Below are 26181 nucleotides of genomic sequence, written 5' to 3' on the forward strand. Positions count from 1 at the left end.
CGGGCGAACCGACACAACTAGGTGCATTTGAGCAGCCGGCTCGAGCCTGACCGACAGTGGGGGTACGCAGAGCATGTCGCAGTCAGCAGAGGGATCGACACTGGGCCTGGAGTATTACGGCCGCGTACTTCGACGGCAGTGGCTGGTCATCGTGGCGTCAGTGCTTCTCGGCGGCCTGATTGCTGGATTCTTTCTCCTGCTGACTCCGACCAGAGCCACCGCCACCGCCGACGTCAATATCAATATCATCTCGACCGATCCGTTCAATGCGTCCAAGCAGGCATCCAGCCTTCTCGACGGAACGACGGAGACCCAGATCGCCACGTCATACTCGGTTGCAAAGGATGCCGCGAACGAGATGGGAACGGGGGCGTCGGCTGCCGAGGTACGACGCAACGTTTCGGTCGATGCGGTCACCGGCGCTTCGGTCGTGCACATCGCGTTCACCGCTCCCACCGCGGCCGAGGCGCAGGCCGGTGCCGATGCCGTCGCCGGCGCCTACCTCGCCTATCGCACCGCCCAAGCCCAAACGAAACTCGACGCGCTCCTGAAAGGAGTCGAAACTCGCCGAACCCAGCTGGGCGAGGAACTCGCGAATGCGAACTCCCGGATCAGCTCATCGAAATCGGGAACCACCGAAGCGAACCAGGCGGCAAGCGATCGCGACCTCATCACCATGGAGCTCAACACCCTTCTCACCCAGAAGAGCGTGCTCGCTCAGATCGACACTGCCGGAGGATCGGTGCTCACCACGGCCTCCCAGAATGACGTCGTGGTGAAACCGAGCAAGACACAGACATTGGGAGCCGGCTTACTGGTCGGCGGCGTTCTCGGCCTCATCGCCGCCTTCATCGTCAACCCATTCGACCGTCGGCTCCGGAACGCCCAGGAAGTGCGTCGCATCACCGGGGCACCCATCCTTGCGGACATCATCTCGCTGAACGCATCGATCCCCGTGAGCGGCGACACCCTTGAACTGCTGCGCGTCGCCCGCGAACGCATCCTGACCGACCTCCCGGTCGACGCGCACGTCATCACGATCTTCGACGACACCCCTGGTGAGGTGCTCTCTGACATTCCGGTCAATCTGGCCGTTGTAATGGCCGAACAGGACCTCACGACGCATCTCATTCTGTCGGGGCCACCCGCCTTCTCAGCAGAGATACGGGTGGGCCTTGACCTGATCTCGCAAAGCGCCGACGAGTCGGGAAACCTCTACCGGTCCGGCCTCAGCCAGCACCTTGATGTCTTCATTCCGGCGGAGGCGGACCTGGCCGGCAATTCTTCTCCTGACCTGTCAAAAGACGTGCGCGACCGAGTCTCGCAACATCGGCAAGGAGAACTCAACTTCGTCGTGCTCGACCACGCGTCACCCCGATCCAGCCAACTTGCCGCGCTCCGTCACTCCGACGCCGTCGTGATTGTCGCAGCGCTTCGGGCAAGCCGATCCGACCGAATCGCCGACGTCGTCACCGAGTCGGCGCGCCTCGGAATCGCCGTCCTCGGCACGATCACCGTGCCCCGCGAACGCTCACTTCCCTCTCCCCAAACCCTGGTCCCGACGCCGGTGCCGCCCGGCGAGCGGGTCGTCGCCGGTGAAGAGCCCGACGCCGATTCGTACGCGCTCTCGTCGTCGGCACCGAAATGAGCGAGGCCGATGTCGCGGCGCCCCGCACGATAGTCGTCGGGGTCCCCGTCGACCGGATGCGTCAAGACCAAATCGTCGAGACGGTCATGACCTGGACGAACGCACCGCACACCCGGGTCGCCGTCGGAGTGAATGCCGCGGTCTGCAATCTGGCGGCCACGGACAGAGTGTTCCACAAGAACCTACTGGAGGCCGACCTGAGCTACGCCGACGGCCGATCGGTCGTCTGGGCAGCCCGGCTTCTCGGGGGCGAAGTACCGGAGAGGGTCGCAACGACAGACCTCATCCACCCGCTTGCCTCGGTCTCGGCTCTGGAAGGCAAGAAGATCTTCCTTTATGGCGGTAAACCCGGTGTTGCGGAGCGCGCCGCAGCCCGGCTTCGCGATGCGCAGCCCGACCTGCTGATCGAGGCCAGAGACGGCTACATTCCTTCCGATCAAATGGACCAGTTGATTGCCGACATCAACGGGTCAGGGGCTCACATTCTGTTTGTGGGGCTGGGCGACCCTCTGCAACAGGACTGGGTCGCACGTCATCGAGATCTACTCTCTGTTCCCGTCATTCTGACCTGTGGTGGTCTCTTCGACTGGGTGAGCGGTGACAATAAGCGCGCACCATCGTGGATGATCTCGTCGGGGCTCGAATGGTTCTGGCGCCTGATGATCGAACCGAAACGGCTCGGCTCCCGGTACCTTCTCGGCAACCCGACGTTTCTCTACCGACTCAGCAAGCAGGTGGTGAGCCTCCGACGTGGGTCAGCCCAGTGAGGTGAGCAAGTCAGACCTCGAATCCCGGGCCCAGGATTCGAGACTCATCGCGCGCCAGGGAGCTGCGAGCTTTGTCGGCTCGGCGACCAGCGCGATCATGGGTTTCGTCCTGACGGTCGTTCTTGCGCGCACACTGGGTGACGCGGGTTCAGGTGTCGTCTTGCAAGCCATTGCCGTCTTCACCATCGTGCTGAGCCTCGCCCGTGCCGGAATGGACTCGGCCGCCCTCTGGATCATGCCGCGCCTTGTCGCGCACGATCCGGGTCGGATCCGGAGCGCGCTCGGCACGATGTTCTTCGTGACGGCGCTCAGCAGTAGCGCCTGCGCCCTCGCGATCGCCATCGTGGCCCCCGCATTGATGCTCGGCGACGACGCCCACTCCAGCGAGGTGGTGCGCGCCGTCACCGTCGCCGGCTGGTTCCTGCCGGCCGGAGCACTGCTCCTCGTCGCCCTGGCCGTGACGCGGGGGCTCGGGGGCATCATTCCGTTTGTGAGCGTGGGGAGCATCGGTCTGCCTGTCGTGCGCCCGATCGTCGTGTGGCTGGTGGCCACCGCGGGTGGATCGTTTGTCGCAGTCACCCTCGCGTGGGCCGCCCCGCTCCCGTTTGCGCTCATCGCCGCCCTGATCATCGTCAGGTTCCAGGTTGGCCGGCACGAACGCGCCGCTGACGTGCGCGGCTCGTGGCGCCCGGTCCCGGCGTTGCGGCGCAGCATCCTGAACTATGCGCTGCCACGCACGGCCTCGGCGGGGCTCGAACAGACCCTCATCTGGCTGGATGTGATCATGGTCGGCGTGATCGCGGGTTCGGCGGCAGCCGGAGTCTACGGCGGCGCGAGCCGATTCGTCGCGGCCGGCCTGATCATCGACACCGCATTGCGGATCGTGGTTTCGACGCGGTTCAGCACCCTCCTTTTTGAGAAGAAGTACACCGAGGTCGAAGCGCTGTATCGGCTGACGGCCACACTCCTCGTGTTGTTCGGCACGCCGGCCTACCTCATCCTGGCCGTCTTCGCCCCGGTGGTACTCAGCTGGCTGGGGCCCGGATTCGAGCAGGGTGCAACGGCCCTCGTCATCCTCTGCGTCGGGGCCACACTCGCGTTCACCGCCGGAAACATTCAGTCGGTGCTCCTGATGAGCGGGCGAAGCGGCTGGGCAGCCATCAACAAGGGTGTCGTCCTTCTGGTCAACGTGGCCGGAAACCTTGTGCTCATTCCACTGATCGGAATCACCGGCGCTGCGATCTCGTGGGCTTTCTGCATGCTGCTTGACGCAGCGCTGGCGACCATCGAAGTCCGACATTTTCTCGGCATCCGGATGGGCGTCGGAGCGATCACCTATGCGCTCGTTGTTCCTCTCGTCACTTTTGGAGTTCCGGCGATCACACTGCGGATGGTGCTGGGCGAGACGGTCCTGGCACTGTTCCTTGCGATCATCGGCGGCACCATCCTGTTCGCAAGCTGGTGCATGCTCGATCGGAAGCGGCTGCATCTGCATGATTTCCGGCTGCTCGCCCGACGCCACTGAGCCGCGTGCGGAGCGAGGTCACCCGAATGGGGGGTATTTCCCGACTGGGCGCGGGCGTAGTCTGCGGCCTATGTTGAAATTTATTCAGCTTTTCTAGCTGGTCAACTTCACACATAGGCCTGTAACCCGAAATACAGGAGAGTACTGGTGGACCCGACACCTGCATTGTTTCTGCGCATGGGCCGTGCAGCGCGCCACCGCTCGCCTCGCCGTCTCCCCCAACGTCCGGGAGCCAGCAGATGAGCAACCCTGTCGAGCCCCCGTCTCCCGAAGCCGCCATCGACGACTCTGCTGAAGTTGCACGGGCCGCGCGGCGCGATTCCCGGCGTCGAACCACGATCGTCACCGTGAGCATGCTCGCGACAGTCGCCGTGATCGGCCTCACCTGGTCCGTCTGGCCGACCGGGACGAGCACCACCGCCTCGACCCAGGCGGCTGAGCAGCCCGTGGTGTCGACTCCGATCCCGACCACCTCCGCAGCAGCTCCCCCTTCAGCCGCCCCGAGCGCATCGCCCGCTCCCGACCTGCTTGCTCCGGTTGCGGCCACCACCCACGTCGCCGATTTCCTTGCTGCAGCGGCGGCCATCGCGCCCGACGCCAACGACACGTCCGACAGGCTGTCGAAGGTGGCATCCGGCGCCATCATTGCCGAGATCGAGAACGATCAACAGGAACTCGTCGCCAACGGCTGGACGCAGGAGGGAACGCCGACTGTCGTCTCGTTGACGATTGTGAGCGCGGACCCCACCGCGATTCCGCCGACGACCGTTGCGGAGGCGTGCATCGACTCCAGTGACGTTGTCACTCTCGATTCCGACGGAAAGTCGCTTGCCGGTGCCGGAAACGATCAGACCCACCGCGCGCTGAACATCTTCACGCTGCAGCAGAGCGGTTCAACCTGGCGCGTGATCTCACGCACCTTCCCCGCCGACACGACGTGCTGAGCGCCGGTTCGGTGAGCGTCCGTCCCTCGAAACGTCAACACAGAACAAGGAGAACTGAGATGGCGCTTACCCGAAGCGTTTCGGATCGTTCGACCGTTTCACGTCTGGGGCCACTGCTGGCGGCCGGAATCGTGTTGGTGTCGGTGCTGGTGCCCCAGAGCGTCAACGCGGTGACGACTCTTCCGGCACCCGACGGGCTGACCGCCGCCACAGCGGCCGCGTCGTGTTGGGAAGTCAAGCAGCTGACGCCCGCGGCCCCCAGCGGCGTGTATTGGCTCGGCACACCCCGTTCGGGCGCGCCGCAGCAGTTCTATTGCGATCAGAGCACGAGTGGTGGCGGTTGGGTTCTAGTCGGGCGCGGACGCGACAGCTGGTCCCAGTCCGATGAAGGCTCAGGCACGCCGGGCGACGTGAGCGGCACGATCACCGGGCAAGCGGCGTTCGCCCCGAAGCAGCTGTCCAGCCGAGTGATCACGGGTCTTCTGAACGGCCAGCCGGTTTCGTCGATGACGGATGGCGTCCGGCTGCGCCGTGCGACGGACACGGCCGGGACACAGTGGCAGGAGTCGACATTCACGTTCTCATCGCCACGTGATCGGTGGTCGTGGATGTTCGGCAACGTGCAGCGAGTCGACTCGTGGACGATCGGAACCGAGTCAGGCATCGGCGGCATGACCCAGGGGTTCGGTTCCGGCACCGCCCAGAACCGAATCGAAACGGCGACAGGGGCGACCCCCGGCTGGTCTTCGGGATTCGGGTTCGGCAGCGACGCTCGAGGGACGCCCGATGCCGGCAGCTACATCTGGGCTTCGAGCACCAGCGCCGGGTACCCTCGGCCATTCACCCAGGTGTTCCTGCGTCCGAAGCTGATGAGCTCGTCCATCTTCACCGCTATTCCCGACACGGGAACGGTGAAAGTCGAGCAGCCGGCCGTCGCGGAGAGCTTCGCCGTTCCGACCGTGTGGGGTGTCAGCGGACTCGGCGCCGGACCCAACACGGTCGAGGGCAGCAACGAGGTTTCAGCATTCGCGGAGAGCAACGGCGTCGTCTACGTCGGCGGCAACTTCCTGACGGTTCAGAAGACGGCAGCTGGCGCTTCCCAAGTCTCACAGGCTTATTTGGCCGCCTTTGACGTGAAGACCGGCGAATGGATTTCGTCATTCAGACCCACCTTTGACAAGCAGGTGAAGGCACTCGCCGTCTTGCCGAATGGCACGCTCGCCGTCGGCGGGTACTTCAGTCAAGTGAACGGAGCGGCTCGACCGGCATTGGTCGTGCTCAACCCGACAACGGGAGCGACGGAGACCGCGTTCACGACAAAACTGATCAATACCCTCAGCGGCGGGGTGCCGGTCGTTCGTGCACTCGACGTGCAGGGCAACTGGCTCTACATCGGCGGCCAATTCACCCATATGACCGGCGGGACGGCGTCGGGACAGGTCTACCTGCGCTCTGCAGGTCGAGTCGCGGTCGGCAACGGCACGCCGGACCCCACGTGGAATCCCGAGTTCAACGGCACGGTGGTCTCGCTCGATGCCTCCGCACTCGGCGACCGTGTCTACTTCGCCGGCTTTTTCACCGCGTCGAAGACGACCGCAGCCGTCAAGGGCGCCGTGGTCAGGACATCCGACACCTCGGTCGTTCCCTGGACGATCGCCTTCTCCAGCCCGACCGCCAACTACCAGCAAGCCGTCAAGGAAGTCGGCGGGGTCGTCTGGATCGGCGGTGCGCAACACATGTTGTACAGCTATGACCGCGCCTCGATGGCGGAGAAAAGCAGCAACATCGGCCGGGCGGGCGGTGACTTCCAGTCGATCTCGAGCGATGGCTCGGTGATCTACGGCGGTTGCCACTGCTTCTTCTCGATCTACCACGGCACGCACAGCTTTCCGGATGTCGGCACGAGCTGGACCCAGGTGTCAAAGATCAGCAGTGCCGGAGCTTGGGACAGTGCTACCGGGGCACCGCTGCCGCAGTTCAGCCCGATCGTGAATCAGCGAGCAGGCGCGGGCGCGTGGGCTCTCTTCAACGATTCGCAGGGGAATACCTGGTTCGGCGGCGACTATGCGAAGTCCATGAAGGCCGGGTTCGTCAGTCAATGGTCGGGTGGATTCGTGCGATTCGCGCGCAATGACGCACAAGCGCCGACCGTTCCGACGGCACTCGCCGCCGTGTCGTCGGCGAGTGGCGACACACTCACCTGGTCTGGCTCGTCCGACAACCGGGGATCAGTGAGATATCAGATCCTGCGGAACGACAGGGTGATCGCGACGACCGCCTCGCTCAGCGCCACGGTCTCCGCCGCACCCATCGGCACCAAGTACTTCGTTCGAGCCGTCGACGGTTCTGAAAACTGGTCGGCCAGCACGCCGGCGGTGCTCGCGGGAACGACACCCCCGCCCGATCCGAACAACCCCGTGCTGATCACAGCCGGAAGCACCTGGAGTTATTCCTATTCGGCGACGCCACCGGCAGCGGGCTGGCAGACACCGGGCTTCGACAGCTCAAGCTGGTCGACCGGCGCGGCGCCGCTTGGCTGGGGACAGCCGATCCTCGGCACGACTCTCACCGCGGCGGCACCCCAACCCCTCACCTCGTACTACCGCAAGTCGTTCAACGTGGTGGATGCGACCAAGGTTGCGTCGGTGACGCTGACGACGCGAGCCGACGATGGCATCGTCGTCTCCGTGAACGGAGTCGAAGTAGCGCGCAACAACATCGCAGCCGGGGCGGTTACCTCATCGACCTACGCCAACTCTGCGATCTCGGCAGCGAACGCTCTGGCCCAACCGGTGACAGTCATGGTGCCGGGGTCGGCGTTCGTGACGGGCGCCAACCTGGTCACGGCCGAAGTGCATTCCAACTATCGTGCGACGCCGAGTGCCAGCTTCGAACTGACCGCTCAGGCGACGTTCGGCACTCAGCCCCCCGTCGTCCCACCGGTCGGCCCTGGCACCGTTCCTGCGGGGACCGTCATCGTTCCCGCTGCATCCACCTGGTCGTATTACTACGCGGGCGCGGCGCCGGCGACGAACTGGGCATCGCCGGGATTCGATGCCTCGGCGTGGTCGACCGGCGCGGCTCCGCTCGGCTGGGGACAGGCGGTTCTCGGAACGAACGTGACCACTGCGGATACCCCCAAACCGCTGGCGACCTACTACCGCGGTGCGTTCACCGTCGCCGATCCCGGCAAGATCGGCACACTCCGAATCACGACAAGGGCCGACGACGGCATCGTGCTCTTTCTGAACGGCGCTGAACTCACCCGCGTGAATGTCCAGGCCGGGACCGTCACCAACGGCACCTATGCGACGGTTGCCGTTTCTGCGGCCAACGCGATTGCGAACCCGGTGGTCGTCGATGTGCCCGGCTCCTCGTTGATCGCCGGCCGCAATGTGATCACCGCGCAGGTTCTCTCCAACTATCGCGCTACCCCGAGTGCCAGCTTCGAGCTGACGGCCGTGGTCCGGTAAACGAAAGTGAGACGCGAATGACACACTGGGCATCCGATTCACCGGCCGGCGTGCCGGTGCCGCTGGCACTGCCGGCCCGGGCAGGTTCGTCACGGCACAAGGCTCTCACCGATCGAACGTTTCGAGGGGCACTTCGTGGTCTGGACGTCGCGCAAAAGCCGGGCAACGGAGTTCCCGCTTACACCCGGTGGGTCAACCGTCGCCTCGCCCGGTTCGTTGCGGCACTGGCCTACACGCTGGGCTGGTCTGCGAATGCCGTGACGGCCACATCGGCGGCCTTCTCGGCCGCGGGCCTGGCCCTGCTCGTGCTGGTACCGCCGAGTGTCGCCAGCGGAATCGGTGCTGCGCTCCTGCTTGCCATCGGTTATGTGCTTGATTCAGCCGACGGTCAGGTCGCTCGCCTCAGCCGGCGCGGCGGGCCGGCCGGCGAATGGCTCGATCACGTGGTCGATGCAATTCGCACACCGGCGATTCACCTCGCCGTGCTCGTCGGACTGTACGCGGTTCCCGGCATCGGAACCTGGCCGCTGCTGGTCGCCATCGGCTACTGTCTGGTCAGCTCCGGCCAGTTCCTCAGCCAGATCCTGTCCGAGCAGCTCGCCGGTTCCGCCGTACCGGCGTCCGATTCGGCCGGGGTCAAGCAGTCGCTCCTGCTGATTCCCGTCGACACCGGAACCTTGTGCTGGATCTTTCTGCTGTGGGGAGCTCCCCCCGTATTCGTCTGGGTCTACACCGCCCTGTTCGCTCTGAACGTCGTGCACGCTGCGATCTCGATGCGCAGGAAGTACCTTCACCTCGTCGCGCACAGCCGTCGGGCGGCCAAGGGCTGAGCCCGGAACGCCTCAGCTCTGCGCGGCGAAACGGTCGGTTGCCTCGATCAGCGCATCCAGAATGCCGGGCTCATCGAACGCGTGGCCGGCATCCGCGATCATCCGGAACTCGGCTTCCGGCCAGGCCTTGTGCAGCTCCCACGCGGTGAATGCCGGGGTGCACATGTCATAACGCCCCTGCACGATGACCGCGGGAATGTCTTTCAGAAGCGGGGCATCCCGGATCAGCTGGTTCGGCTCGAACCAGCCGTTGCTTGCAAAGAAGTGGTTCTCGATGCGGGCGAAGGCCACCGCGAACGCGGGCTCGGTGAACTTGGCGATCGTTTCGGGCTGCTGCAGCAGTGTGATGGTCGACGATTCCCAGGTCGACCAGGCGATACCGGCGCGCTCCCGCACCTCCGGGTCGGCGTCGTAGAGAAGCCGACTGTAGGCATCCATCAAGTGGCCACGCTCGGCGGCCGGAACCGGTTCGACGAAACCTTCCCAGAGGTCGGGGTAGATGGCTGCGGCTCCGCCTTCGTAGAACCAGTCGAGCTCAACCTGGCGCAGCGTGAAGATGCCGCGCAGCACGATCTCGCTGACCTTCTCGGGAAAGGTTTGCGCGTAGGCGAGCGCGAGGGTGCTTCCCCAGGAGCCGCCGCAGACCAACCAGGTGTCGATACCGAGGTGTTCGCGCAGTTTCTCGATGTCGGCGACGAGGTGCCAGGTGGTGTTGGTGCTGAGGTCGGCGTCCGCAGCGCTCGCGTGCGGGGTGCTCTTGCCACAGCCACGCTGGTCGAAAAGGATGATGCGGTACTTCTCGGGATCGAACACGCGACGCTGGCTGCTGTTCGAGCCACCGCCGGGGCCGCCATGCAGGTATACCGCCGGCTTGCCGTCGGGGTTACCCGAGGCCTCCCAATAGATGGAGTGGCCGTCACCGACCTCAAGGAGGCCAGATTCGTAGGGTTCGATCTCAGGGTAGAAGTCGCGCATTCTCAGAGCCTAGAGGGCTTCACCCGCGCACGAGGGGCGACATGGCCGCTTGTCGCGCAGATGGTGGTCTGCGGCTACCTGCCCATCAGCCCCAGCTCGTAGGCGAGGATGACGGCCTGCACCCGGTCTCGCAGCTCAAGCTTGGCCAGAATGCGCCCCACATGGGTTTTCACCGTTGACTCCGACAGGAAGAACCGGGTAGCCAGCTCCTGATTCGACAGCCCCTCGGCGATGGCCAGAAACACCTCGCGCTCGCGGTCAGTGAGCTGCGAGAGGGCGCGCGCCGCCTGGTCGGGGGCATCGCCGGGCAGGTGAGCGCCGAAGAGTTCAAGCATCCGCCGCGTCACCCGCGGCGAGACGGATGCCTCCCCCGATGCGACAGCGCGCACGGCGGCCATCAGCTCGGCCGGTTTCGCATCTTTCAACAGAAACCCGCTCGCTCCGGCGCGCAATCCGCCGAACGCGTACTCGTCGACATCGAAGGTGGTGAGGATGAGCACCTTCTGATCCGGATTGGCCGTGGTGATCCGCTGAGTTGCCTCGATCCCGTCGATACCGGGCATGCGGACGTCCATCAGGATCACGTCGAGCTGCTGACTCGCGGCGAGCGCAATCGCCTCCGCACCGTCACCGGCCTCAGCGACTACCTGAAAGTCATCCTCAGCGTCAAGCACCATGCGAAAGCCGACCCGCATCAGGGTTTGATCATCTACGAGCATGATCCGAATCTGGCTCACGCGTCTCCTTCTACTTCGTCTGAACCTGTGTCGGTGTCTGGGCCGGCATCGAGCACCATGCTGGCGTGCACCTGCCAGCCTCCGCCGGGCAATGGCGCCGCGTTGAGAGTGCCTCCATAGAGTGCCACTCGCTGGCCCAGACCGATTATTCCGCGGCCGGAGCCCTGCGACGGTGCGCCGGGAAGCGCACGCCCGTCGTCGGTGACAGTGACCATGACGAGCCCGGGTTCCGTACGTAGGGCGACGGTGACGCAAGTCGCATGGCGCGCGTAGCGCAGTGCGTTCGTCAATGATTCCTGCACGACGCGGTAGATCGTCAGCTGCACGCCGGGACTGTGCGGTGGACGTCCCGAGAGTTTCAGCCGGGTGGGCAGTCCGGCCGCGCGAAACGACTCAACAAGGTCGGAGAGCTGCCGGGTACCCGGCAACGGTTGGAGAGGAGCCGCCTGCAGGTCAGGGGCTGCGGCATCCGGTTGCGCTTCATCGGCGAGCACCCCGAGCAGCCGACGCATCTCGGTCATCGACGTGCGCCCGGTGACCGCGATGTCTCGCATCGCCGTCCGTGAGCGGCCGGGATCCTTCTCGGCGAGTGCCTCTGCCCCATCGGCGAGCGCGACCATCACCGACAGGCTGTGCGCGATGATGTCATGCATCTCCCGAGCGATCCGGGAGCGCTCGGTCGCCCGGGCCAACTGTGCATGCTGGTCGCGTTCTCTGACCAGCTGGGCGGCCCGGTCGAGCAGGGCGAGCACATAGCGCCGACGGTTGCCGATATTGATCCCGATGAGCGTGACCGCGAGCATGATGATGCCGTACTGGGCGCTGACGGATCCCCACGGTTCGTTCAGCAGTTCCTGGTGCAGATACGCCCCGCCGGTTGCCACCACGATCGAGATGCCGAGTCCGATCCAGGCCGCGCGCACCGAGCGGTAGACCGCAACGGCGTAGAGGGCGAAGAAGACCGGCAGCGTGTCGCCCTCACCGTAGTCGGGAAACGAAATGAGGAGGCCGGCCCACGTCGCCGCCAACACGGCCAGGGGCGCGTGACGGCGAAAGAGCAGCGCACCGCCCATGGCGACGACGACGATCAGGTTGACCGCGATCATCGCGGTCGAGCGCGGATCGGGAATCGCCCCGAACGCCTCGAGTGCGAGCACGATGAGCATCGGCAGGACGTACACCCCGGCGACGATCGAGTCGGTGACCCACGGATGCCGAATCCAGAATTGGCGGATCACCCCGGGTGGGGTCGGCAGGCGCAGCTCACCCCCGTGCGGCGTGTGCGGCACGGGGGATGGGCTGTGTTCGGTCATTGATTGGACTCTACGGGTTGAGGACAGGGTGGAACGTTCGGTGCCGGCGGCACCCGCGGCGGGAGGCTACGCGTCGCGTCGCTTCAGCAATACCGCTGCCGCAACCTGGCTCACCGTCAGCCAGCCGAGCACGATCAGCAGGTTCTGCCACCACTCCAGCGCCACGGATCCCATCGTCAGCCCGAACATGCCCATGCCGGCGTTAGAGATCAGGTAGGGCAGCAGATCGCCGGCCCACTCGGCCGGAATCATCTGCAGCACGATCGGCAGCAGCAGGATGAGGCCGAGCGCCGCAGCGATGCCGCCGGCGCTGCTGCGCAGGATGGTGCCGAGTCCGAGCGCGAACACCGCGACGAGGGCGAGGTAGAGCGCCGACCCGAGCAACGGGAGGATCACATTCGTGTCGACCAGGCTCGCGTGCAGTCCTTCGCCGGCGAGGATCGGCGTCGCGATGAAGAACGACCCGATGCCGGCGACCGCTCCGACCAGGAACGTGGCGACAAACAACACAACAGCCTTGGCCCAGAGTGCGCCGAGCCGGCGCGGCACCGCGGTGAGGGTGGACTTGACCATCCCGGTCGAGTACTCACCGCTGATCACGAGCACGCCGAGCACCGCGGCGATCAGCTGGCCGAAGAAGACGCCGAAGGTGGATGCCAGCACCAGATAGCCGGCTTGATCGGCCGGCGAAAGCGCGGCGCCCCCGCCGTCGAGATTGAGGGACAGCGACATGATCGTCGCCATGCCGAACGATGCCAGCACGATCAGCACGAACGACCAGGCCGTCGAGCGCACGCTCTTCAGCTTGATCCACTCCGAGCGGATGATGCCGGCTGCGCTGAGTCCGGAGCCGGTCGGCACAAAACTGGTTCGGGCTGAGCCCGGAACGGAGCCGAAGGAAGAAAGTGAAGTCATCGTGCCGCCTCCGCGGTGTTGGCCGAGTCGGCGGTGGTCTGGTCGGACAGGAAACCGGTGGCGGGTCCGCCGGTGCGGTATTCCACCTCGTTCTGAGTCAGGGTCATGTACGCCTCTTCGAGCGAGGCCACGAGCGGGGTGAGCTCGTGGAGCACGATGCCGGCGTTCGTCGCCGTCTCGCCGATGACGACGGCTGAGACGCCGACGATCTCCAGCACGTCCTGTTCAAGGTTTGTGACGGTGACGTCGGGCTGCGCGAGCAGGGTCGCCAGGTGCGCGGAGTGGGGGCTCCGCACCCGCACGGTGCTGAGCGTCGCCGATGCGATGATCGAGGCGACCGGTGCGTCGGCAATCACGCGGCCGCGGCCGAGCACGATCAGGTGGTCGGCGGTGAGAGCCATCTCGCTCATCAGGTGCGAGGAGAGCAACACGGTGCGCCCCTCGGCGGCGAGGCGGCGCACGAGGTGGCGCACCCACTGCACGCCCTCCGGGTCGAGGCCGTTGACGGGCTCGTCGAGGATGAGCGTGGCCGGGTCGCCGAGCAGCGCCGCGGCGATGCCGAGACGCTGGCCCATGCCGAGCGAGAAACCGCCGACGCGCTTGCGGGCGACGGACTCGAGGCCGGTCAGTTCGATGACCTCTTTCACTCGCTTCGCGCCGATGCCGTGGGTGGCGCCCATCGCCAGCAGGTGGTTGTAGGCGCTTCTTCCGGTGTGCACGGCCTTGGCGTCCAGCAGCACACCCACTTCACGCAGGGGTGCGCGGTGCTCGCGGTAGAGCTTGCCGTTGACGGTGACTTCTCCGGCGCTCGGCCGGTCAAGACCGACGATCATGCGCATCGTGGTGGATTTTCCGGCGCCGTTCGGGCCGAGGAATCCGGTGACTTTGCCCGGCTGCACGGTGAAGTCGACGCTGTCGACCGCCGTCTTGGTTCCGTAGCGTTTGGTCAGGGACTGTGCCTGAATCATCCGTTGTCCTTCGCGTCGTAAGTTGTGGTGGGGCCTGACCCGAAGCCTGGGCCGGCCCCACTACTGACGTTACGGATGTCGGATGCCAGTGCGCGTCCGCCGCGAGGATGTTTGACGACTCCCCCGCCTCATACCTGAGTATGACCCGGCGAATGCCTGGCACCCCCCGATGAGGTGACAGCGCTCCGCGCCCCTCGCGGGTTAGTGTCGATCAACTGGGTAACTGAGAAACCGTCAACTTGCCCAGTGCACCTGTACACCCGAAATGCAGGGATACCCACATGGCCACGAATTCCGCACAGATTGCGCCGACCGCTGACATCGATCCGACGGCGCAGATCGGCCCGCGGGCGCAAGTCTGGCATCTCGCCCAGGTTCGAGAGAACGCCCGGATCGGCGAGGGATGCATTCTGGGGCGTGGCGCCTACATCGGGCCGGGTGTCATCGTGGGGCGCAACTGCAAAATCCAGAACTATGCCCTGGTCTACGAACCGACCGTGTTGGGGGACGGCGTCTTCGTCGGCCCCGCCGCGGTGTTCACCAACGACGAGTTTCCGCGCGCGATCAACGTGGACGGAAGCCGCAAAGGCAGCGACGATTGGCACATGGTCGGCGTGAACGTCGGCACCGGCGCGGCGATCGGCGCTCGAGCCGTATGCATCGCCCCCCTCTCGATCGGGCGCTGGTCACTGGTCGCCGCGGGCGCCGTCGTGACACAAGACGTTCCCGACTACGCCATCGTCGCGGGTGTTCCCGCACGCCGCGTCGGTTGGGTCGGTCCGGCCGGCGTGCCGTTGATCGCGGGGCCGGATGGACGGTTCACCTGTCCGGCGACCGGTGACCTCTTCGTGGAGGAACACGGCGAATTGAAGCCGATGGGGTGAGGATCATGAACAAGCGCGCTGTCATTTTCATCGCCGGCGGAGCCGCGGCGGTGGCCCTCCTCCTGGGCGGAGCACTCATCGTCGGCCAGCAACAGACACGGTCGGATGCGGCGAGCGCCCGCTCAGCCCTGCCCCACGCCACGGCCACCGCCGTTGATCCGTCAATCGGCGCTGCCGGGGCCTCCACTGCTGAACCGACGTCTCCTCCCGAGAAAGCCGCACCTGCGCCCGACGTGGAGCCTGGCGCATCCAGCCAGCCCCCGGCAGCGGAAGTGCTGCCGCCTGAGCCGGACACCTCGCCCGCGCTTCCCCCGTCGACGCCGCTGCCGGTTTTGGTCACGACTCCATTGCCGGCCACGGCGAGCGCGACCGGAAAGATCGTGCACGGCTTCCCCTCCCACCTGATTCCGACCGCGCCCCAGTCCACTGTGGTCAGCAGCTCGGTCGCCTCGGAGGGCTCCCACCTGCAGGCCGCACTCACCGCGAAGAGCACGATGTCGGCCGATGACGTGGTGGCCTACTACCGCACCGCGTTCGCCAAGTACGGGCTCCTCGACTCAGCCGCCCCCGCCGGCCAAGACTCATCGGCGCTGAACTTCACTCGTGGCACCAGTAGCGTGACGCTCACTGTCACCGAGACCCGCACTGGCTGCCGCTACATCGTCTTCGGCGCGTTGACCGCGGCAGACTGATCGGGGCCGGCATGTACATCTCCTTCTCCGATCGCACCGCGAAACGACGACCGGCCGACCCTGACCGACCACAATTGCCGAAAGCGACCACGCGGGTGTCGTCGGTGGTGATCGCCCTCGGCATCGTGAGCATGCTCACCGACATCTCGTCGGAGTCCGTCTCCGCGATCCTGCCGCTCTACATCACCGGTGTGCTCGGCCTCTCGACCGTTGCGTACGGGTTCATCGACGGTCTGTACCAGGGCATCAGTGCGATCGTGCGGATCGCCGGCGGCTGGGCGGCCGATCGTGGCGACCAACCCAAATGGATCGCATTCTTCGGATACGGGATTTCCGCGGTCGCCCGCATCGGACTCCTCTTCGCCACCGGGTTCAACGCACTGATCGCGATCGTCACCGTCGACCGGTTGGGCAAGGGACTGCGCACGGCACCGCGCGACGCCCTGATCGCCGGGTCGTCGAACCCGGAGAATCTCGGGCATTCCTTCGGCGTGCACCGGATGCTCGACACGGTCGGCGCCGCGCTCGGGCCCTTGCTTGCATTCGCGGTCTTGTTCTTCATCCCCGACGGATACAGCACAATCTTCGTGATGTCCCTGGCCTTCGCGGTCCTGGGTGTCGCGATCCTCGGCCTGGTGGTGCCAAACCGCCGGCTCCGTGCCGAGCGGGCCACCGCCGAGCACCCGCGCGAGCCATTTCGCTGGCGCAATCTCACCGACCCGCGCCTCCGCCGTCTCCTGCTGGTTGCCGGCCTCCTCGGGGTTCTCACGATCGGTGACGGCTTCATCTACCTGGTCTTGCAGAGCCGCGACGCTTTTGCCGCAGCCTGGTTCCCGCTCCTCTACGTCGGCACCAACGTTGCGTTCCTGCTCTTCGCCATCCCCTTCGGCCGCCTGGCAGACCGCTTCGGTCGCTCCCGCATCTTCGTTCTCGGTCACCTCTTCTTGTTGGCCGCCTACCTCTGCGCGGCGATCCCGGCGACGGGCCTCTGGCTGACCCTCGCCTGCCTGGTTCTGCTGGGTGCGTTCTACGCGGCGACCGATGGGATCCTCGCCGCACTCGCCGCAGAGAGCACGCCGGCGGCGAGCAGGGCGAGCGGCATCGCAGCCGCGCAGACTGTCGTCGCGTTGGCCCGGCTGATCGCGTCGACCGGTTTCGGGCTGCTCTGGTTCGCTCTCGGCCGGGAGAACGCGATGCTCGTCGTTGCCGCCGCCCTCGCCGTCGTCATCCCCCTCGTCGCCCTTCTGCTCCGGGGTACTTTCACCCGCAGCGCACTGACCAGGGGCACCAGCTCATGAGCACGCGCGTGCGGATCTGGCTGGCGGCGACCCTCGCACTCCTGTTGCTCGGCGGCGCTCTGACCTACGGTCTCGTCGCCTGGGCCGGCTACCAGCAGCGCAGCTCGGCGCCCAGCGAGGTGCAGACGAAGACGGATGCCCCGGCGACCGGCTCGCACATCGTCTTTCGAAACACCGCATCGGGGATGGGATACGGCCTCGTCGCCAGCGTTCCCCTGGCCGATCCGTCGGGGCCGCGTACGGTGACGACCGTGGCCTGCGATCGTGTCTACGCAACCCGAACGATGGGAATGTGCCTGCATATCGATCGCGGCGTCGTCACGACGTTCACGGCGAGCTTGATGGACGCGAATTGGTCGGAGAAGCAATCGTGGCCGCTGCCCGGTATCCCGAGTCGCACGCGGATCTCTGCTGACTCCCGCCTGATCACGTCGACCGCGTTTGTGACCGGTGAATCGTATGCCACCGTCGGCTTCTCGACCCAGACGGTCATCCGCTCCCTCGACGGATACGACTCCGGGAATCTGCAGGACTTCACGCTCCTCGTCGACGGCCAGCCGGTCACGGCCATCGATCGAAACGTCTGGGGGGTGACGTTCAGCGCCGACGACAACGTGTTCTACGCCACCGCAGCATCGGGCGGCCGCACCTGGTTGGTGCGTGGAGACCGTGCCGCTCGCACACTCACCGCCATCCAAGACACCGCCGAATGCCCCTCCCTCTCACCCGATGGAACCCAGATCGCGTACAAGAAGAACCAGGCCACGGTGACGTCGCCGCACTGGGCGATCGCGGTGCTCACTCTGGCGACGGGCGTCGAAACAGTGCTGCCCGAGAAGGCCAACGTGGACGATCAGGTCGAATGGCTGGATGATGACACGCTGCTCTTCGGGTTGGCGTCGACCGACACGGTCGGAGACAGCGACATTTGGTCGATCAGCGCGGACGGCACGGGCTCGCCCGGAATCTTCATCGCGCACGCCTGGTCGCCCTCGGTGGTGCGCTGACTCAGGCGTCCAGGCCGGCAGCGAGAAGGATGTGTCTGGCGATTTCCAACGAGCTGGTCGCGGCCGGAGACGGAGCGTTCAAGACATGAACCTGCAGGTGCGCTCGCTGGATGACGAAGTCGTCGGCGAGCGTGCCGTTGACATGCACCGCCTGGGCTCTGACCCCCGATCCGGCTCGCACGATGTCGGTTGGACCGATCTCCGGCACCAGCCGGGCGAGGCTCCGCGCAAAGAGCCGCCGCGAGAACGATCGAGCAACTTCCCGCGCACCGGTGCCCAGATTGCGACTGGCCATCCGAAGGAAGCCGGGATAGCTGAGGGACTCGAACGAGTCCCTCAGATTGACAGACTTCCAGTCGTAGCCTTCCCTGGCAAGCGCCAGCACCGCGTTCGGGCCGGCATGAACCGTGCCATCGATCATGCGGGTGAGGTGTACGCCCAGAAACGGAAGCGCGGGGTCGGGCACCGGATAGATCAGACCGTTCACGAGTGCGCGCCGTCCGGGCACCAGCTCGTAGTACTCCCCACGGAACGGCACGATGCGCACCTGCGGAACGACTCCGGCCATCGCAGCGACCCGATCGGCGTGGAGCCCCGCGCAGTTGATCAGCAGGTCAGACCGGCTCCGACCGGTCCCATAGTCGACCGTGACGCCACCCCCGGACACAGCGATGCTCTCGACTCGAGCGTTGAGGATGAGTTCAGCGCCCCGAGCACTGGCAAGTTCGGCGAGCCTGCGGCTCACCTGTGCGTAGTCGATGATGCCGGTCGACTCCACCCGAAGGGCACGGGAGAGGTTCAAGTGCGGCTCAATCTCCCTGGCCTGCTCGGGGGAAAGGAGCCGAACCGGTACGCCGTTGGCCCGTGCCCGGTCATGAAGCACGTCGAGCCTGGCCTCCTCGGCAGCGCCGACCGCGACGATGAGTTTGCCGCCAACCGCATGGTCGATTCCGTGCTCGCGGGCGAAGTCGACCATCGACCGATTTCCTGCCGCGCACAGGCGGGCCTTGAGCGAACCGGGCGCGTAGTACGGGCCGGCATGAATCACACCGGAGTTGTGGCCCGTCTGGTGGGCCGCCCACGTGTTTTCCTTCTCCAGCAGGGTGACGGTCATCCCCCGCCGGGATGCACGCTCGGCAACGGCGAGTCCGAGGATTCCCCCACCGATGATGGTCACCGATGTTCGCGTCATGACACCTCCTCGAGGTCCGCCGGAGTCGAAACTTCCGCACGATTCGAATTCTCGCCCCGTGACGCAGCACGACGGCCCGACTCTGACAGCCCGACGACAACAAGCACACCCCCCAGTCTGGGGGTGAGCATTCCGCGGGTGCGGCGCGATACAGTCGAGTGGCACACCTGAGCAATATTCAACAACTGATGTCGCTGAATGAGCTGAGGTGAGCGACCACCCGACGCACCACCTGTAACCCGGAAATGCAGGCGATTACACCGTGAATTCTTCATCCCAATTGGCCGCCGATGACCATTCGTGAAGTTGTGGCCGCAATGCTCCGGCGCTGGTACATTCCGCTGGTGCTCGTCGTCTGCGCCGCGCTCGCCACCGTGCTGCTGGCCCGCGATGGAGGTGTTTACACCACGCGGACGGTGGTGACATTCATGGGTCCGGACTCGACAAGCCTGTCGCCGAATGGAACTAATGACTCGAGCGTCATCGCGTTTGCGGGGTCCGTGGTGCAGGCGATCAACAACGGCCGCCCCCCGGCGCGGTATTCGATGGATGAAGCACCCTATTTCGGCGCGGGGGTGCGTGAAGGGGTGCTTGTCGAGTTGGCGAACTCAGGCAATCAGTGGGTGTCGAGCTTCAGCAAGTCGGATGTCGAGATCGAGGTCGTGGGGCGCTCCTTCGACTGGGTCGAGTCCAGGCAGAAGGAGCTCGTCGCAACGGTTCTCAGCATTGCCAGCGCCCAGCAGACCGCGCTGGCGCTCTCACCGAACAGCCGAATCGTGGCCACCGTGGTACCCCTGACCATGCAGATCGAGCATGTCACTGCCTCTCGAAGCGGCCAACTCGCCGCTGGCGCCGCGATGCTCGCCGCCGCCATGATCGTGGGCGCGTGGGGTTCTGTCGCCGCCGATCGTCGGCTCTCAAGACGACGGGCCGCGGCCGTTTTGGCCTCACTGCGGCTGTCCGGTGATACGCAGACAGGAGCCACAACGTGAAATTCTCCGATACGCTTCGTCGGCTCTGGAGACGGTGGTACATCGTCATCCCCGGGTTCATTGTTGCCGCCGCGGTCGCGATGGGCGCGTGGTACGTGATTCCCCTGGGATACGAGCGATCCGCAACACAACTGCTGATCCCCGGGGCGGCCAGTATGCCTGACGGTGCGAATCCATACCTGTTTCTCGGTGGCTTGGCACCGGCAGCAGACGTGCTCGTGCGAGCGGTCGGCTCGGAGAATGTGCTGAACGAGGTGGTCGCGGAACACCCCGGAATCAAGATCGAGATCTCGCGCGACACGACGACTGCCGGCCCGGTCATCCTCATTGTGGTGACAGCGGAAAGCGACGCCGCCGCCGCGGAGGTACTGGGGCTGCTCGTCGACCGCACGGCGAGTGTGCTCGAGGATCTCCAAAGGACGGAAAAGATCCCGGCGAACAATCGTGTGACTGTGCTGCCTCTCACTGTCGATACACAGAGTGTTCCTCAACAGCGGAGTCGAATCCTCGGCGCCGCCGGTGCCGGAATCGTCGTCGTTGTGCTCACGCTGCTGATTGCCGGCCTGGTCGACGGGGTCAACCCGAAACGGAAGCCGCGTCGAGCCTCGAGGAGCGGCAGACGAGCGACCGTCGATCCTCAGCCGGAATCGCTTCCCTCGCCAAGCATTGCCGGCCGGCCTTCGCCGCCGTATCAGCCGTCGATAATCTCCGACCAGTCGCATTACGACGATGAGCGAGCTGCGGCTGAACCGTCTGTCCCCAGTTCGCGGTGAGGCACCATGATCGCCGAGAGCACGTCGCGGGGACCCGCTGCCCCAGTCGAGCTTCAGGGTGCCGGTGGTCCTCGAGGCGCCGATGCGGTGACGATGCTCACGGTGTATCTGGTACTGCTCCTGGCCATACCGTCCGGGGTCGTCGTCACCGCGCTCGGCTCACTCGGTAGCCCGTCCCTGATTTGGGGACTCGTGCTTCTGGCCTGGTGGACGATATCCCGGTTGCAGGCTCGAGCATTCGATGCACGCGTGGTGTCACAACCGATGCGGTTCGCATTCGCGGTTTTCGGCGTGCTCGTGCTCGTGAGTTTCGCAGCCGCCATGCTGCGCGGCCAGCCCGACGATCAGGTGAGTCCGGCGTTCACCGCACTGATCCGATTGCTGTCCTGGACAGGTGTGCTTTTCATCGCGATCGATGGCATCCGCACGAGGAACGACCTCACGAGCATGGTTCGCCGGATCGGAATCGGTGCGGGTTTGCTCGCGACACTCGGCCTCCTGCAGTTCTTCACCGGGCAAGGGCTCGTCGACTTCTTCGGGACAATCCCCGGCCTGAGTATGGCGGGAGGCATCCAGGAGCGCGCAGGCGTGATCCGCTCGTCGGGAACGGCGATCCATCCGCTTGAGTACGCGACCGCGATCAACGCCGCCCTTCCGCTCGTCATCGCCGCCGCAATCTCTCACGGGTTCCGATCGAATCAGGCTCGCGGCGGCCTGTGGTGGTGGCTACCCGTCGGTCTCATTTCGGTCTCGTCGTTGGTGGCCGTGTCACGGTCGGCAATCATCGGATTCGCGGTGGCGATGATCTCCATGATTCCGGCCGTCCCGCCTCGGTATCGGGCTGCCGTCGTCGGCGGCGGAGTGGTCGTCGCCGGGGTAGTCATCGCGGCGGTCCCCGGCTTGCTCTCGACAACCGTTGGGCTGTTTTCAGGCGTAGCCGCCGACCCAAGCACCCAGTCCCGCACGAACGGGCTGGAACGGATTCCCGAGTTCATGTCTACCTCGCCGCTGGTCGGTTCCGGGTTCGGCGTATTTCTTCCCCGGTACTATATTTTCGACAACCAGTGGGTGCTGATCGCGGTTGAGTTGGGCATCCTGGGCATCATTGCCTTTGCCGCATTCTTCGTCGCAGGAATCTGGAGCGCCTGGCAGGCACGGAGATCCAGCGACCACGACATCCGGGTGCTGGGGCACGCGCTCGCCGCGTCACTCTTCAATATCGCCGTGCTGTTCGCCTTCTTCGATGGGCTTTCATTCCCTATCTCGGGCGGCATGCTGTTCCTCCTGGCGGGGCTCTGCGGGAGCGTCCGCGCCGTTGCGGCGAATATCGCTCTGGACGCACCGCGGGCCTCGATTCACGAGGGGACGGCACACCCATGACAGCTGACCCGCGCACTTCGCACGGTGCCCCGAACCCGGAGGAGGTGCCCCGTACCGTGGAACACATGCCAATTGACGTAGCTGCTGTCGTCGTCACATACAACAGCACACGCCACGTCGCCGCCCTGCTCGACAGCTTGCCCGCGGCGTTCGGCGACCTTACCTATTCCGTCGTCGTGGTCGACAACGGTTCGACTGACGGGACGCCGGAGCTGCTCGCGCATCGGTCCGACTGCACTGTCGTGGGTTCGTCGAACGATGGCTACGCGGCCGGGATCAATCGGGCCGTGCGAGCGTCACCCGAGGCGTCGACCGTCCTCATCCTCAACCCCGATGCCACCCTCGACCCTGACGCGGTTCCACGAATGCTTGAGGTGCTCCGACGACGCAGCGATGCCGGCATCGTCGCCCCGCGCGTTCGCGAGGAGGACGGCAGCCTCTCCCCCACTTTGCGGCGGGGACCGACGCTCGGTCGGGTCGGAGGGTTGAGCTTCACAGGTCTTCCGGTGTTCGCTGAGCGGATCGAGATCCAGGGCGAGTATGACAGCGAACACGAGGTCGACTGGGCAGTTGGCGCGATCCTGCTTGTCGACCGTCGCTGTTTCGATATGCTCGACGGCCTCGACGAGTCATACTTCCTGTACTCGGAGGAGACCGATTTCAGTCTCAGGGCTCGAGACGCCGGCTGGGCCACTGTCTACACGCCTCGTGCTGGTGCGATGCACGTCGGTGGGGGGTCGGGCGAGAGCGCGACAACACACACCATGCAAATGCTCAACCGAGTACGCCTCTATCGCCGTCGTGCCGGCGAGGCGCGTGCGTGGCTGTATTTCGGCATGACGATCGGCGTCGAGCTTCGCCGCGCGATACTCGGAGAACGCCAGTCCTGGACGACGGTGCGCGCACTGTTGCAGCCTTCGCTTCGCCCGCCCCAGCTCGGCGCGAGCACGGCGTACTTGCCTGAGTAGCGACGGTCAGCGGATTCGCTTCACCGCGCTTGCCAACAGGTTGCGGGCATCCCCCGCGCCCGTGCGATGCCTGATCACCGAACTGATCGATTCCACGGTGTCGTGCGCGGTAACGCTGTATCGCGCCTGAAGCCACGCTGAGGAGCGCGCCGGAAGCCGGTCGCTCGTAAAGACCGTTCGGTAGCCGATCGGCCCCAGCCGCCCGAGCAGCTGACGGTCATAGCGTCCAAGGGGAAGTGCCGCATCTTGGATTTCTCCACCGCTGGCGTCGGCGAGGGCGGTCCGGGCATCAACGAGCTCTCGATGGGCCTCCTCTTCGCTGAGTCCGCGCCACGGAACGTGAGTCCAGCCGTGGCTACCGATCGCCATGCCAGCGCTGCGGAGGTCCCGGAGATCAGACGATGAAAGACTTGCCGCATCGTCTAGGCGGCCGGCGAGCGCGAAAAATGAGGCGCGCAACGATCGCTCAAGGAGGGCCGGGAGCGCCACCGAGACATCCGATCGATTGCCGTCGTCGAAACTGAGCCGCACCCGGGGGTTCTCTCGCACCTCATCCAGGATGCGGAGGAAATTGTCGGTGGTGACCCAGTACCGGGATTCTCCGTCCTCCCGCTCGCGGTCAATGGTTCCAATGCCATGGAAGCAGAGGTTGATGATCATGCCGGTGCCTCGTTCGTCGATGACGGTTGCGTTCCGCGGGTGCTCTCATCGCGCCCCCAGCTTTGGCCGGGCTTCACCCGGCGACGCGCGAGGGCACCGGCGATCAGCGTGATCGACACGTACGCGACGGCAGCGAGCAGCAAGCGGGGGTTGGGCACCACGACGTCGCGCAGCCAGGCCCAGCGGTCGGCCGCCCGTACCTCAACATCGATCAGTCCCGCTGCCGCTGCCGCCCGCATCTCGGCGTTGCCCCGACGCACGCGAACCAGTCGACGCACCAGGTCGCGGGTCGTGTACGGGGCGGCCACCACAACCTCGACGCTGCTCACCTCCGCCTTCTCGGCCTCCGTGAATTGAGAGTCGAGGAACAGGTCGTCGGCGATCATTGTGGGGAAGGCATCGAACCGCGCACGGCCCTGTTCAGACAGGGCGATCATCCCCCGCCCGAACAGCCCGTTTCGGAATGCCGGCAGCCTCTCATTGATCGAGAAGTACGCGCGAACCGGCCAGGGCCGTCCCGCCGTGTCCAAGCGCCGCCGAGGCACCACGGCGAGCGCATGCGGGTTCTCGGCGAGACATGCGACCACTCTGGCAAGCCCGCCCGGGGGCACAAGGATGTCGGCGTCAAGGTAGATCCTGGGGAAACCGGTCGCCACCTCGTCGCCCGCGTTGAGGGCTGCGGCCTTGCCTGGTTCCGGGCGATCGACAATGATGACTCCGGCACGCCTCGCCCGCTCCACCGTTCTATCGGTGCAGCCGTTGGCGCTGACCACGATTTCGAGGGGGCCGGATCCGATTTGGACGAGCAGCGCGTCGAGGTTCCGTCCGATGACGTTTTCCTCATTGTGCGCGGCGATCACGATGCTCGGCATTGGATTCCTTTCGGTGTGCCATCAGACGACCAGACCGGGAGTTCCTGTGTCGAGCAGAATACCGTTGCACACGCCAGTTGTGCCGTACTATCGGCTCATGGATCGGGAGAACGTTGAGGTTCGACCCATCACGGACGAGGATGCCGGTGGGGTCGCCCGGTTCCTCCACGAAAACTTGAACTCACGGGTCAGCCGTGCCGCCTGGGGAGCGATACTTGCTCCCCCCTGGAGCGTCGACGCACCGAACCACGGATTCCAGCTCGTCGCAGACAACCGGATCGTCGGAGCGTACCTCGCGGTCTACTCCGAACGCGAGGTCGACGGTCAACAGCGCAGATTCTGCAACCTCGCCGCGTTCTGCGTCCACGAGGACTACCGCGCCCACAGCCTCCGGCTGATCCGCGCACTTCTCGCTCAGCGGGGATTCGAGTTCACTGACCTGTCGCCGAGTGGAAGCGTCGTGGCGCTGAATGAGCGGCTCGGCTTCACCGCGCTCGACACCACCACCCGACTGGCGCCGAACCTGCCTCGAATCTCGCGACGCGGCGTCAAGGTATCGGATGACCCCGCGATCGTCGCGGGGATCCTGGAGGGGCGGGACGCCCGGGTTTACCGTGATCACCTGGATGCCCCCGCCGCTCGCCACATCGTCGCGATCGCAGACGGAGTGTACGGCTATCTCGTTGTTCGCAAGGACCGGCGCAAGCGGCTGCCGTTCTTCGCTTCACCGCTCTACGTCGGGGGTAGTCGCGACCTGCTTTGTTCAGCGTGGCCGCAGGTCGGCTCGCATTTGCTTTTCCGACATGCGTCGCTAGCGACGTTGGCCGAGCACCGAGTGCTCGGCTTCATTCCCGCCCTCGGGGTCGACGTCCGCGCGCCTCGGGCAAAGATGTTCCGGAGTAAGTCTGTTCGCGCCGAGGACATCGACTACCTCTATAGCGAGCTGACTCTGCTCGAATGGTAGATCGCTGACCGCACAGTGAAACGCGTGGCCACTCAGGTGAGTGGCCACGCGTCAGCACTTAGTTTGCTGCCTGGACGGGAGTTCCGTCCTCCCAGCGGTTGTTTGTCCACACGTTTCCAGGTGCGTTGGAGTCGAACGAGGTGATCGGTCCGTAAGCGCCGCACTTGCCCGATGCCCCGCGCTGCCAGACATTGTTCGTGAACCGGATATCCCGGGTTCCGACGGAGAACGGCTTGCCCGGTGTCGAACCGCCGTAGGTGCAGTAGCCGCCCGAATTTCCGACGATCAGGTTTCCGTCAATCGTGTTGTTCTTCACGACCGCGAAGTCACCGTAGCCGGTCAGGGCAGCCGAGCATCCGGCATCCGGGGCCACATCGGGTGCGTCGCAGGCGATGGTGTTGCCG

General features: G+C 65.4%; 24 protein-coding genes. 15 read left to right on the top strand and 9 right to left on the bottom strand.

The genetic code is table 11. The features are described from left to right. Window positions 1-73: 73 nt before the first annotated feature. From AC1DCF_RS17740 to AC1DCF_RS17765, 6 genes are all read left to right on the top strand, one after another. Window positions 74-1648, top strand: a complete 1575-nt coding sequence (locus AC1DCF_RS17740) for a GumC domain-containing protein (RefSeq protein WP_477212129.1) — start codon at window positions 74-76, stop codon at window positions 1646-1648. Further along, window positions 1645-2415, top strand: coding sequence for a WecB/TagA/CpsF family glycosyltransferase (locus tag AC1DCF_RS17745; RefSeq protein ID WP_477212130.1), 771 nt, complete (start codon window positions 1645-1647; stop codon window positions 2413-2415). Before AC1DCF_RS17740 ends, AC1DCF_RS17745 begins: the two co-directional genes overlap by 4 nt. A gap of 1 nt (window position 2416) precedes the next feature. Then, entirely contained in the window at window positions 2417-3940 is a 1524-nt protein-coding gene (locus AC1DCF_RS17750; protein ID WP_477212131.1) for an oligosaccharide flippase family protein, read from the top strand. Window positions 3941-4179: 239 nt separating this feature from the next. Beyond that, window positions 4180-4884, top strand: a complete 705-nt coding sequence (locus AC1DCF_RS17755) for a hypothetical protein (RefSeq protein ID WP_477212132.1) — start codon at window positions 4180-4182, stop codon at window positions 4882-4884. Window positions 4885-4943: 59 nt separating this feature from the next. Further along, window positions 4944-8357 (top strand): fibrinogen-like YCDxxxxGGGW domain-containing protein, encoded by a 3414-nt coding sequence (locus AC1DCF_RS17760; protein WP_477212133.1) that lies wholly within the window; start codon window positions 4944-4946, stop codon window positions 8355-8357. A 17-nt stretch (window positions 8358-8374) separates the two neighbouring features. Further along, the gene (locus tag AC1DCF_RS17765) at window positions 8375-9187 is read left to right on the top strand and encodes a CDP-alcohol phosphatidyltransferase family protein (protein WP_477212134.1); all 813 of its coding nucleotides are present in this window, start codon (window positions 8375-8377) and stop codon (window positions 9185-9187) included. A gap of 12 nt (window positions 9188-9199) precedes the next feature. Here the strand turns inward: AC1DCF_RS17765 and pip are convergent, their stop codons facing one another. The 5 genes from pip to AC1DCF_RS17790 all read right to left on the bottom strand — a co-directional run bounded on the left by pip (window position 9200) and on the right by AC1DCF_RS17790 (window position 14095). Then, window positions 9200-10162, bottom strand: a complete 963-nt coding sequence (gene pip, locus AC1DCF_RS17770) for a prolyl aminopeptidase (RefSeq protein ID WP_477212135.1) — start codon at window positions 10160-10162, stop codon at window positions 9200-9202. A gap of 74 nt (window positions 10163-10236) precedes the next feature. Then, window positions 10237-10881: a response regulator gene (locus AC1DCF_RS17775; protein ID WP_477212136.1), complete on the bottom strand. Its 645-nt coding sequence runs from the start codon at window positions 10879-10881 to the stop codon at window positions 10237-10239. Between the two features lie 14 nt (window positions 10882-10895). Next, window positions 10896-12212: a sensor histidine kinase gene (locus AC1DCF_RS17780; protein WP_477212137.1), complete on the bottom strand. Its 1317-nt coding sequence runs from the start codon at window positions 12210-12212 to the stop codon at window positions 10896-10898. 66 nt (window positions 12213-12278) lie between these two features. Continuing rightward, window positions 12279-13127 carry an ABC transporter permease gene (locus AC1DCF_RS17785; protein WP_477212138.1) on the bottom strand — a complete coding sequence of 283 codons (849 nt, stop codon included), beginning with the start codon at window positions 13125-13127 and terminating at the stop codon, window positions 12279-12281. Continuing rightward, window positions 13124-14095 (bottom strand): ABC transporter ATP-binding protein, encoded by a 972-nt coding sequence (locus AC1DCF_RS17790; protein ID WP_477212139.1) that lies wholly within the window; start codon window positions 14093-14095, stop codon window positions 13124-13126. The genes AC1DCF_RS17785 and AC1DCF_RS17790 overlap by 4 nt, the downstream gene beginning before the upstream one ends. Before the next feature lie 281 nt (window positions 14096-14376). Between AC1DCF_RS17790 and AC1DCF_RS17795 the strand changes: the two genes are divergently transcribed. The 4 genes from AC1DCF_RS17795 to AC1DCF_RS17810 are packed head-to-tail and all read left to right on the top strand — an operon-like array spanning window position 14377 to window position 17976. Next, window positions 14377-14979, top strand: coding sequence for an acyltransferase (locus AC1DCF_RS17795; RefSeq protein ID WP_477212140.1), 603 nt, complete (start codon window positions 14377-14379; stop codon window positions 14977-14979). A gap of 5 nt (window positions 14980-14984) precedes the next feature. Beyond that, the gene (locus AC1DCF_RS17800) at window positions 14985-15671 is read left to right on the top strand and encodes a hypothetical protein (protein WP_477212141.1); all 687 of its coding nucleotides are present in this window, start codon (window positions 14985-14987) and stop codon (window positions 15669-15671) included. An 11-nt stretch (window positions 15672-15682) separates the two neighbouring features. Then, window positions 15683-16969: an MFS transporter gene (locus AC1DCF_RS17805; protein ID WP_477212142.1), complete on the top strand. Its 1287-nt coding sequence runs from the start codon at window positions 15683-15685 to the stop codon at window positions 16967-16969. Next, window positions 16966-17976 carry a TolB family protein gene (locus tag AC1DCF_RS17810; RefSeq protein ID WP_477212143.1) on the top strand — a complete coding sequence of 337 codons (1011 nt, stop codon included), beginning with the start codon at window positions 16966-16968 and terminating at the stop codon, window positions 17974-17976. Before AC1DCF_RS17805 ends, AC1DCF_RS17810 begins: the two co-directional genes overlap by 4 nt. Before the next feature lies 1 nt (window position 17977). Here AC1DCF_RS17810 and lhgO read toward each other — a convergent pair whose 3' ends face one another. Continuing rightward, complete coding sequence (gene lhgO, locus AC1DCF_RS17815) at window positions 17978-19168, bottom strand: L-2-hydroxyglutarate oxidase (RefSeq protein ID WP_477212144.1); 1191 nt, start codon at window positions 19166-19168, stop codon at window positions 17978-17980. A 290-nt stretch (window positions 19169-19458) separates the two neighbouring features. Between lhgO and AC1DCF_RS17820 the strand changes: the two genes are divergently transcribed. The 4 genes from AC1DCF_RS17820 (at window position 19459) to AC1DCF_RS17835 (ending at window position 23281) form a co-directional block, all read left to right on the top strand. After that, complete coding sequence (locus AC1DCF_RS17820) at window positions 19459-20160, top strand: hypothetical protein (protein ID WP_477212145.1); 702 nt, start codon at window positions 19459-19461, stop codon at window positions 20158-20160. After that, the gene (locus AC1DCF_RS17825; protein WP_477212146.1) at window positions 20157-20933 is read left to right on the top strand and encodes a YveK family protein; all 777 of its coding nucleotides are present in this window, start codon (window positions 20157-20159) and stop codon (window positions 20931-20933) included. Before AC1DCF_RS17820 ends, AC1DCF_RS17825 begins: the two co-directional genes overlap by 4 nt. Window positions 20934-21026: 93 nt before the next feature. After that, window positions 21027-22313 (top strand): O-antigen ligase family protein, encoded by a 1287-nt coding sequence (locus AC1DCF_RS17830; protein ID WP_477212155.1) that lies wholly within the window; start codon window positions 21027-21029, stop codon window positions 22311-22313. Between the two features lie 65 nt (window positions 22314-22378). Further along, window positions 22379-23281: a glycosyltransferase family 2 protein gene (locus tag AC1DCF_RS17835; protein ID WP_477212147.1), complete on the top strand. Its 903-nt coding sequence runs from the start codon at window positions 22379-22381 to the stop codon at window positions 23279-23281. A 6-nt stretch (window positions 23282-23287) separates the two neighbouring features. Here the strand turns inward: AC1DCF_RS17835 and AC1DCF_RS17840 are convergent, their stop codons facing one another. Both AC1DCF_RS17840 and AC1DCF_RS17845 read right to left on the bottom strand, forming a co-directional pair. After that, complete coding sequence (locus tag AC1DCF_RS17840; protein WP_477212148.1) at window positions 23288-23941, bottom strand: polysaccharide deacetylase family protein; 654 nt, start codon at window positions 23939-23941, stop codon at window positions 23288-23290. Beyond that, complete coding sequence (locus tag AC1DCF_RS17845) at window positions 23938-24813, bottom strand: glycosyltransferase (RefSeq protein WP_477212149.1); 876 nt, start codon at window positions 24811-24813, stop codon at window positions 23938-23940. Before AC1DCF_RS17845 ends, AC1DCF_RS17840 begins: the two co-directional genes overlap by 4 nt. A gap of 97 nt (window positions 24814-24910) precedes the next feature. Between AC1DCF_RS17845 and AC1DCF_RS17850 the strand changes: the two genes are divergently transcribed. Next, complete coding sequence (locus AC1DCF_RS17850; protein ID WP_477212150.1) at window positions 24911-25777, top strand: GNAT family N-acetyltransferase; 867 nt, start codon at window positions 24911-24913, stop codon at window positions 25775-25777. 58 nt (window positions 25778-25835) lie between these two features. On the opposite strand, the gene AC1DCF_RS17855 is transcribed toward AC1DCF_RS17850, so the two are convergent. Then, window positions 25836-26181, bottom strand: a 346-nt coding sequence (locus tag AC1DCF_RS17855; RefSeq protein WP_477212151.1) for a hypothetical protein, incomplete at its 5' end; no start/stop codon positions are given.

It is taken from the genome of Leifsonia sp. 10L418, assembly GCF_056395445.1.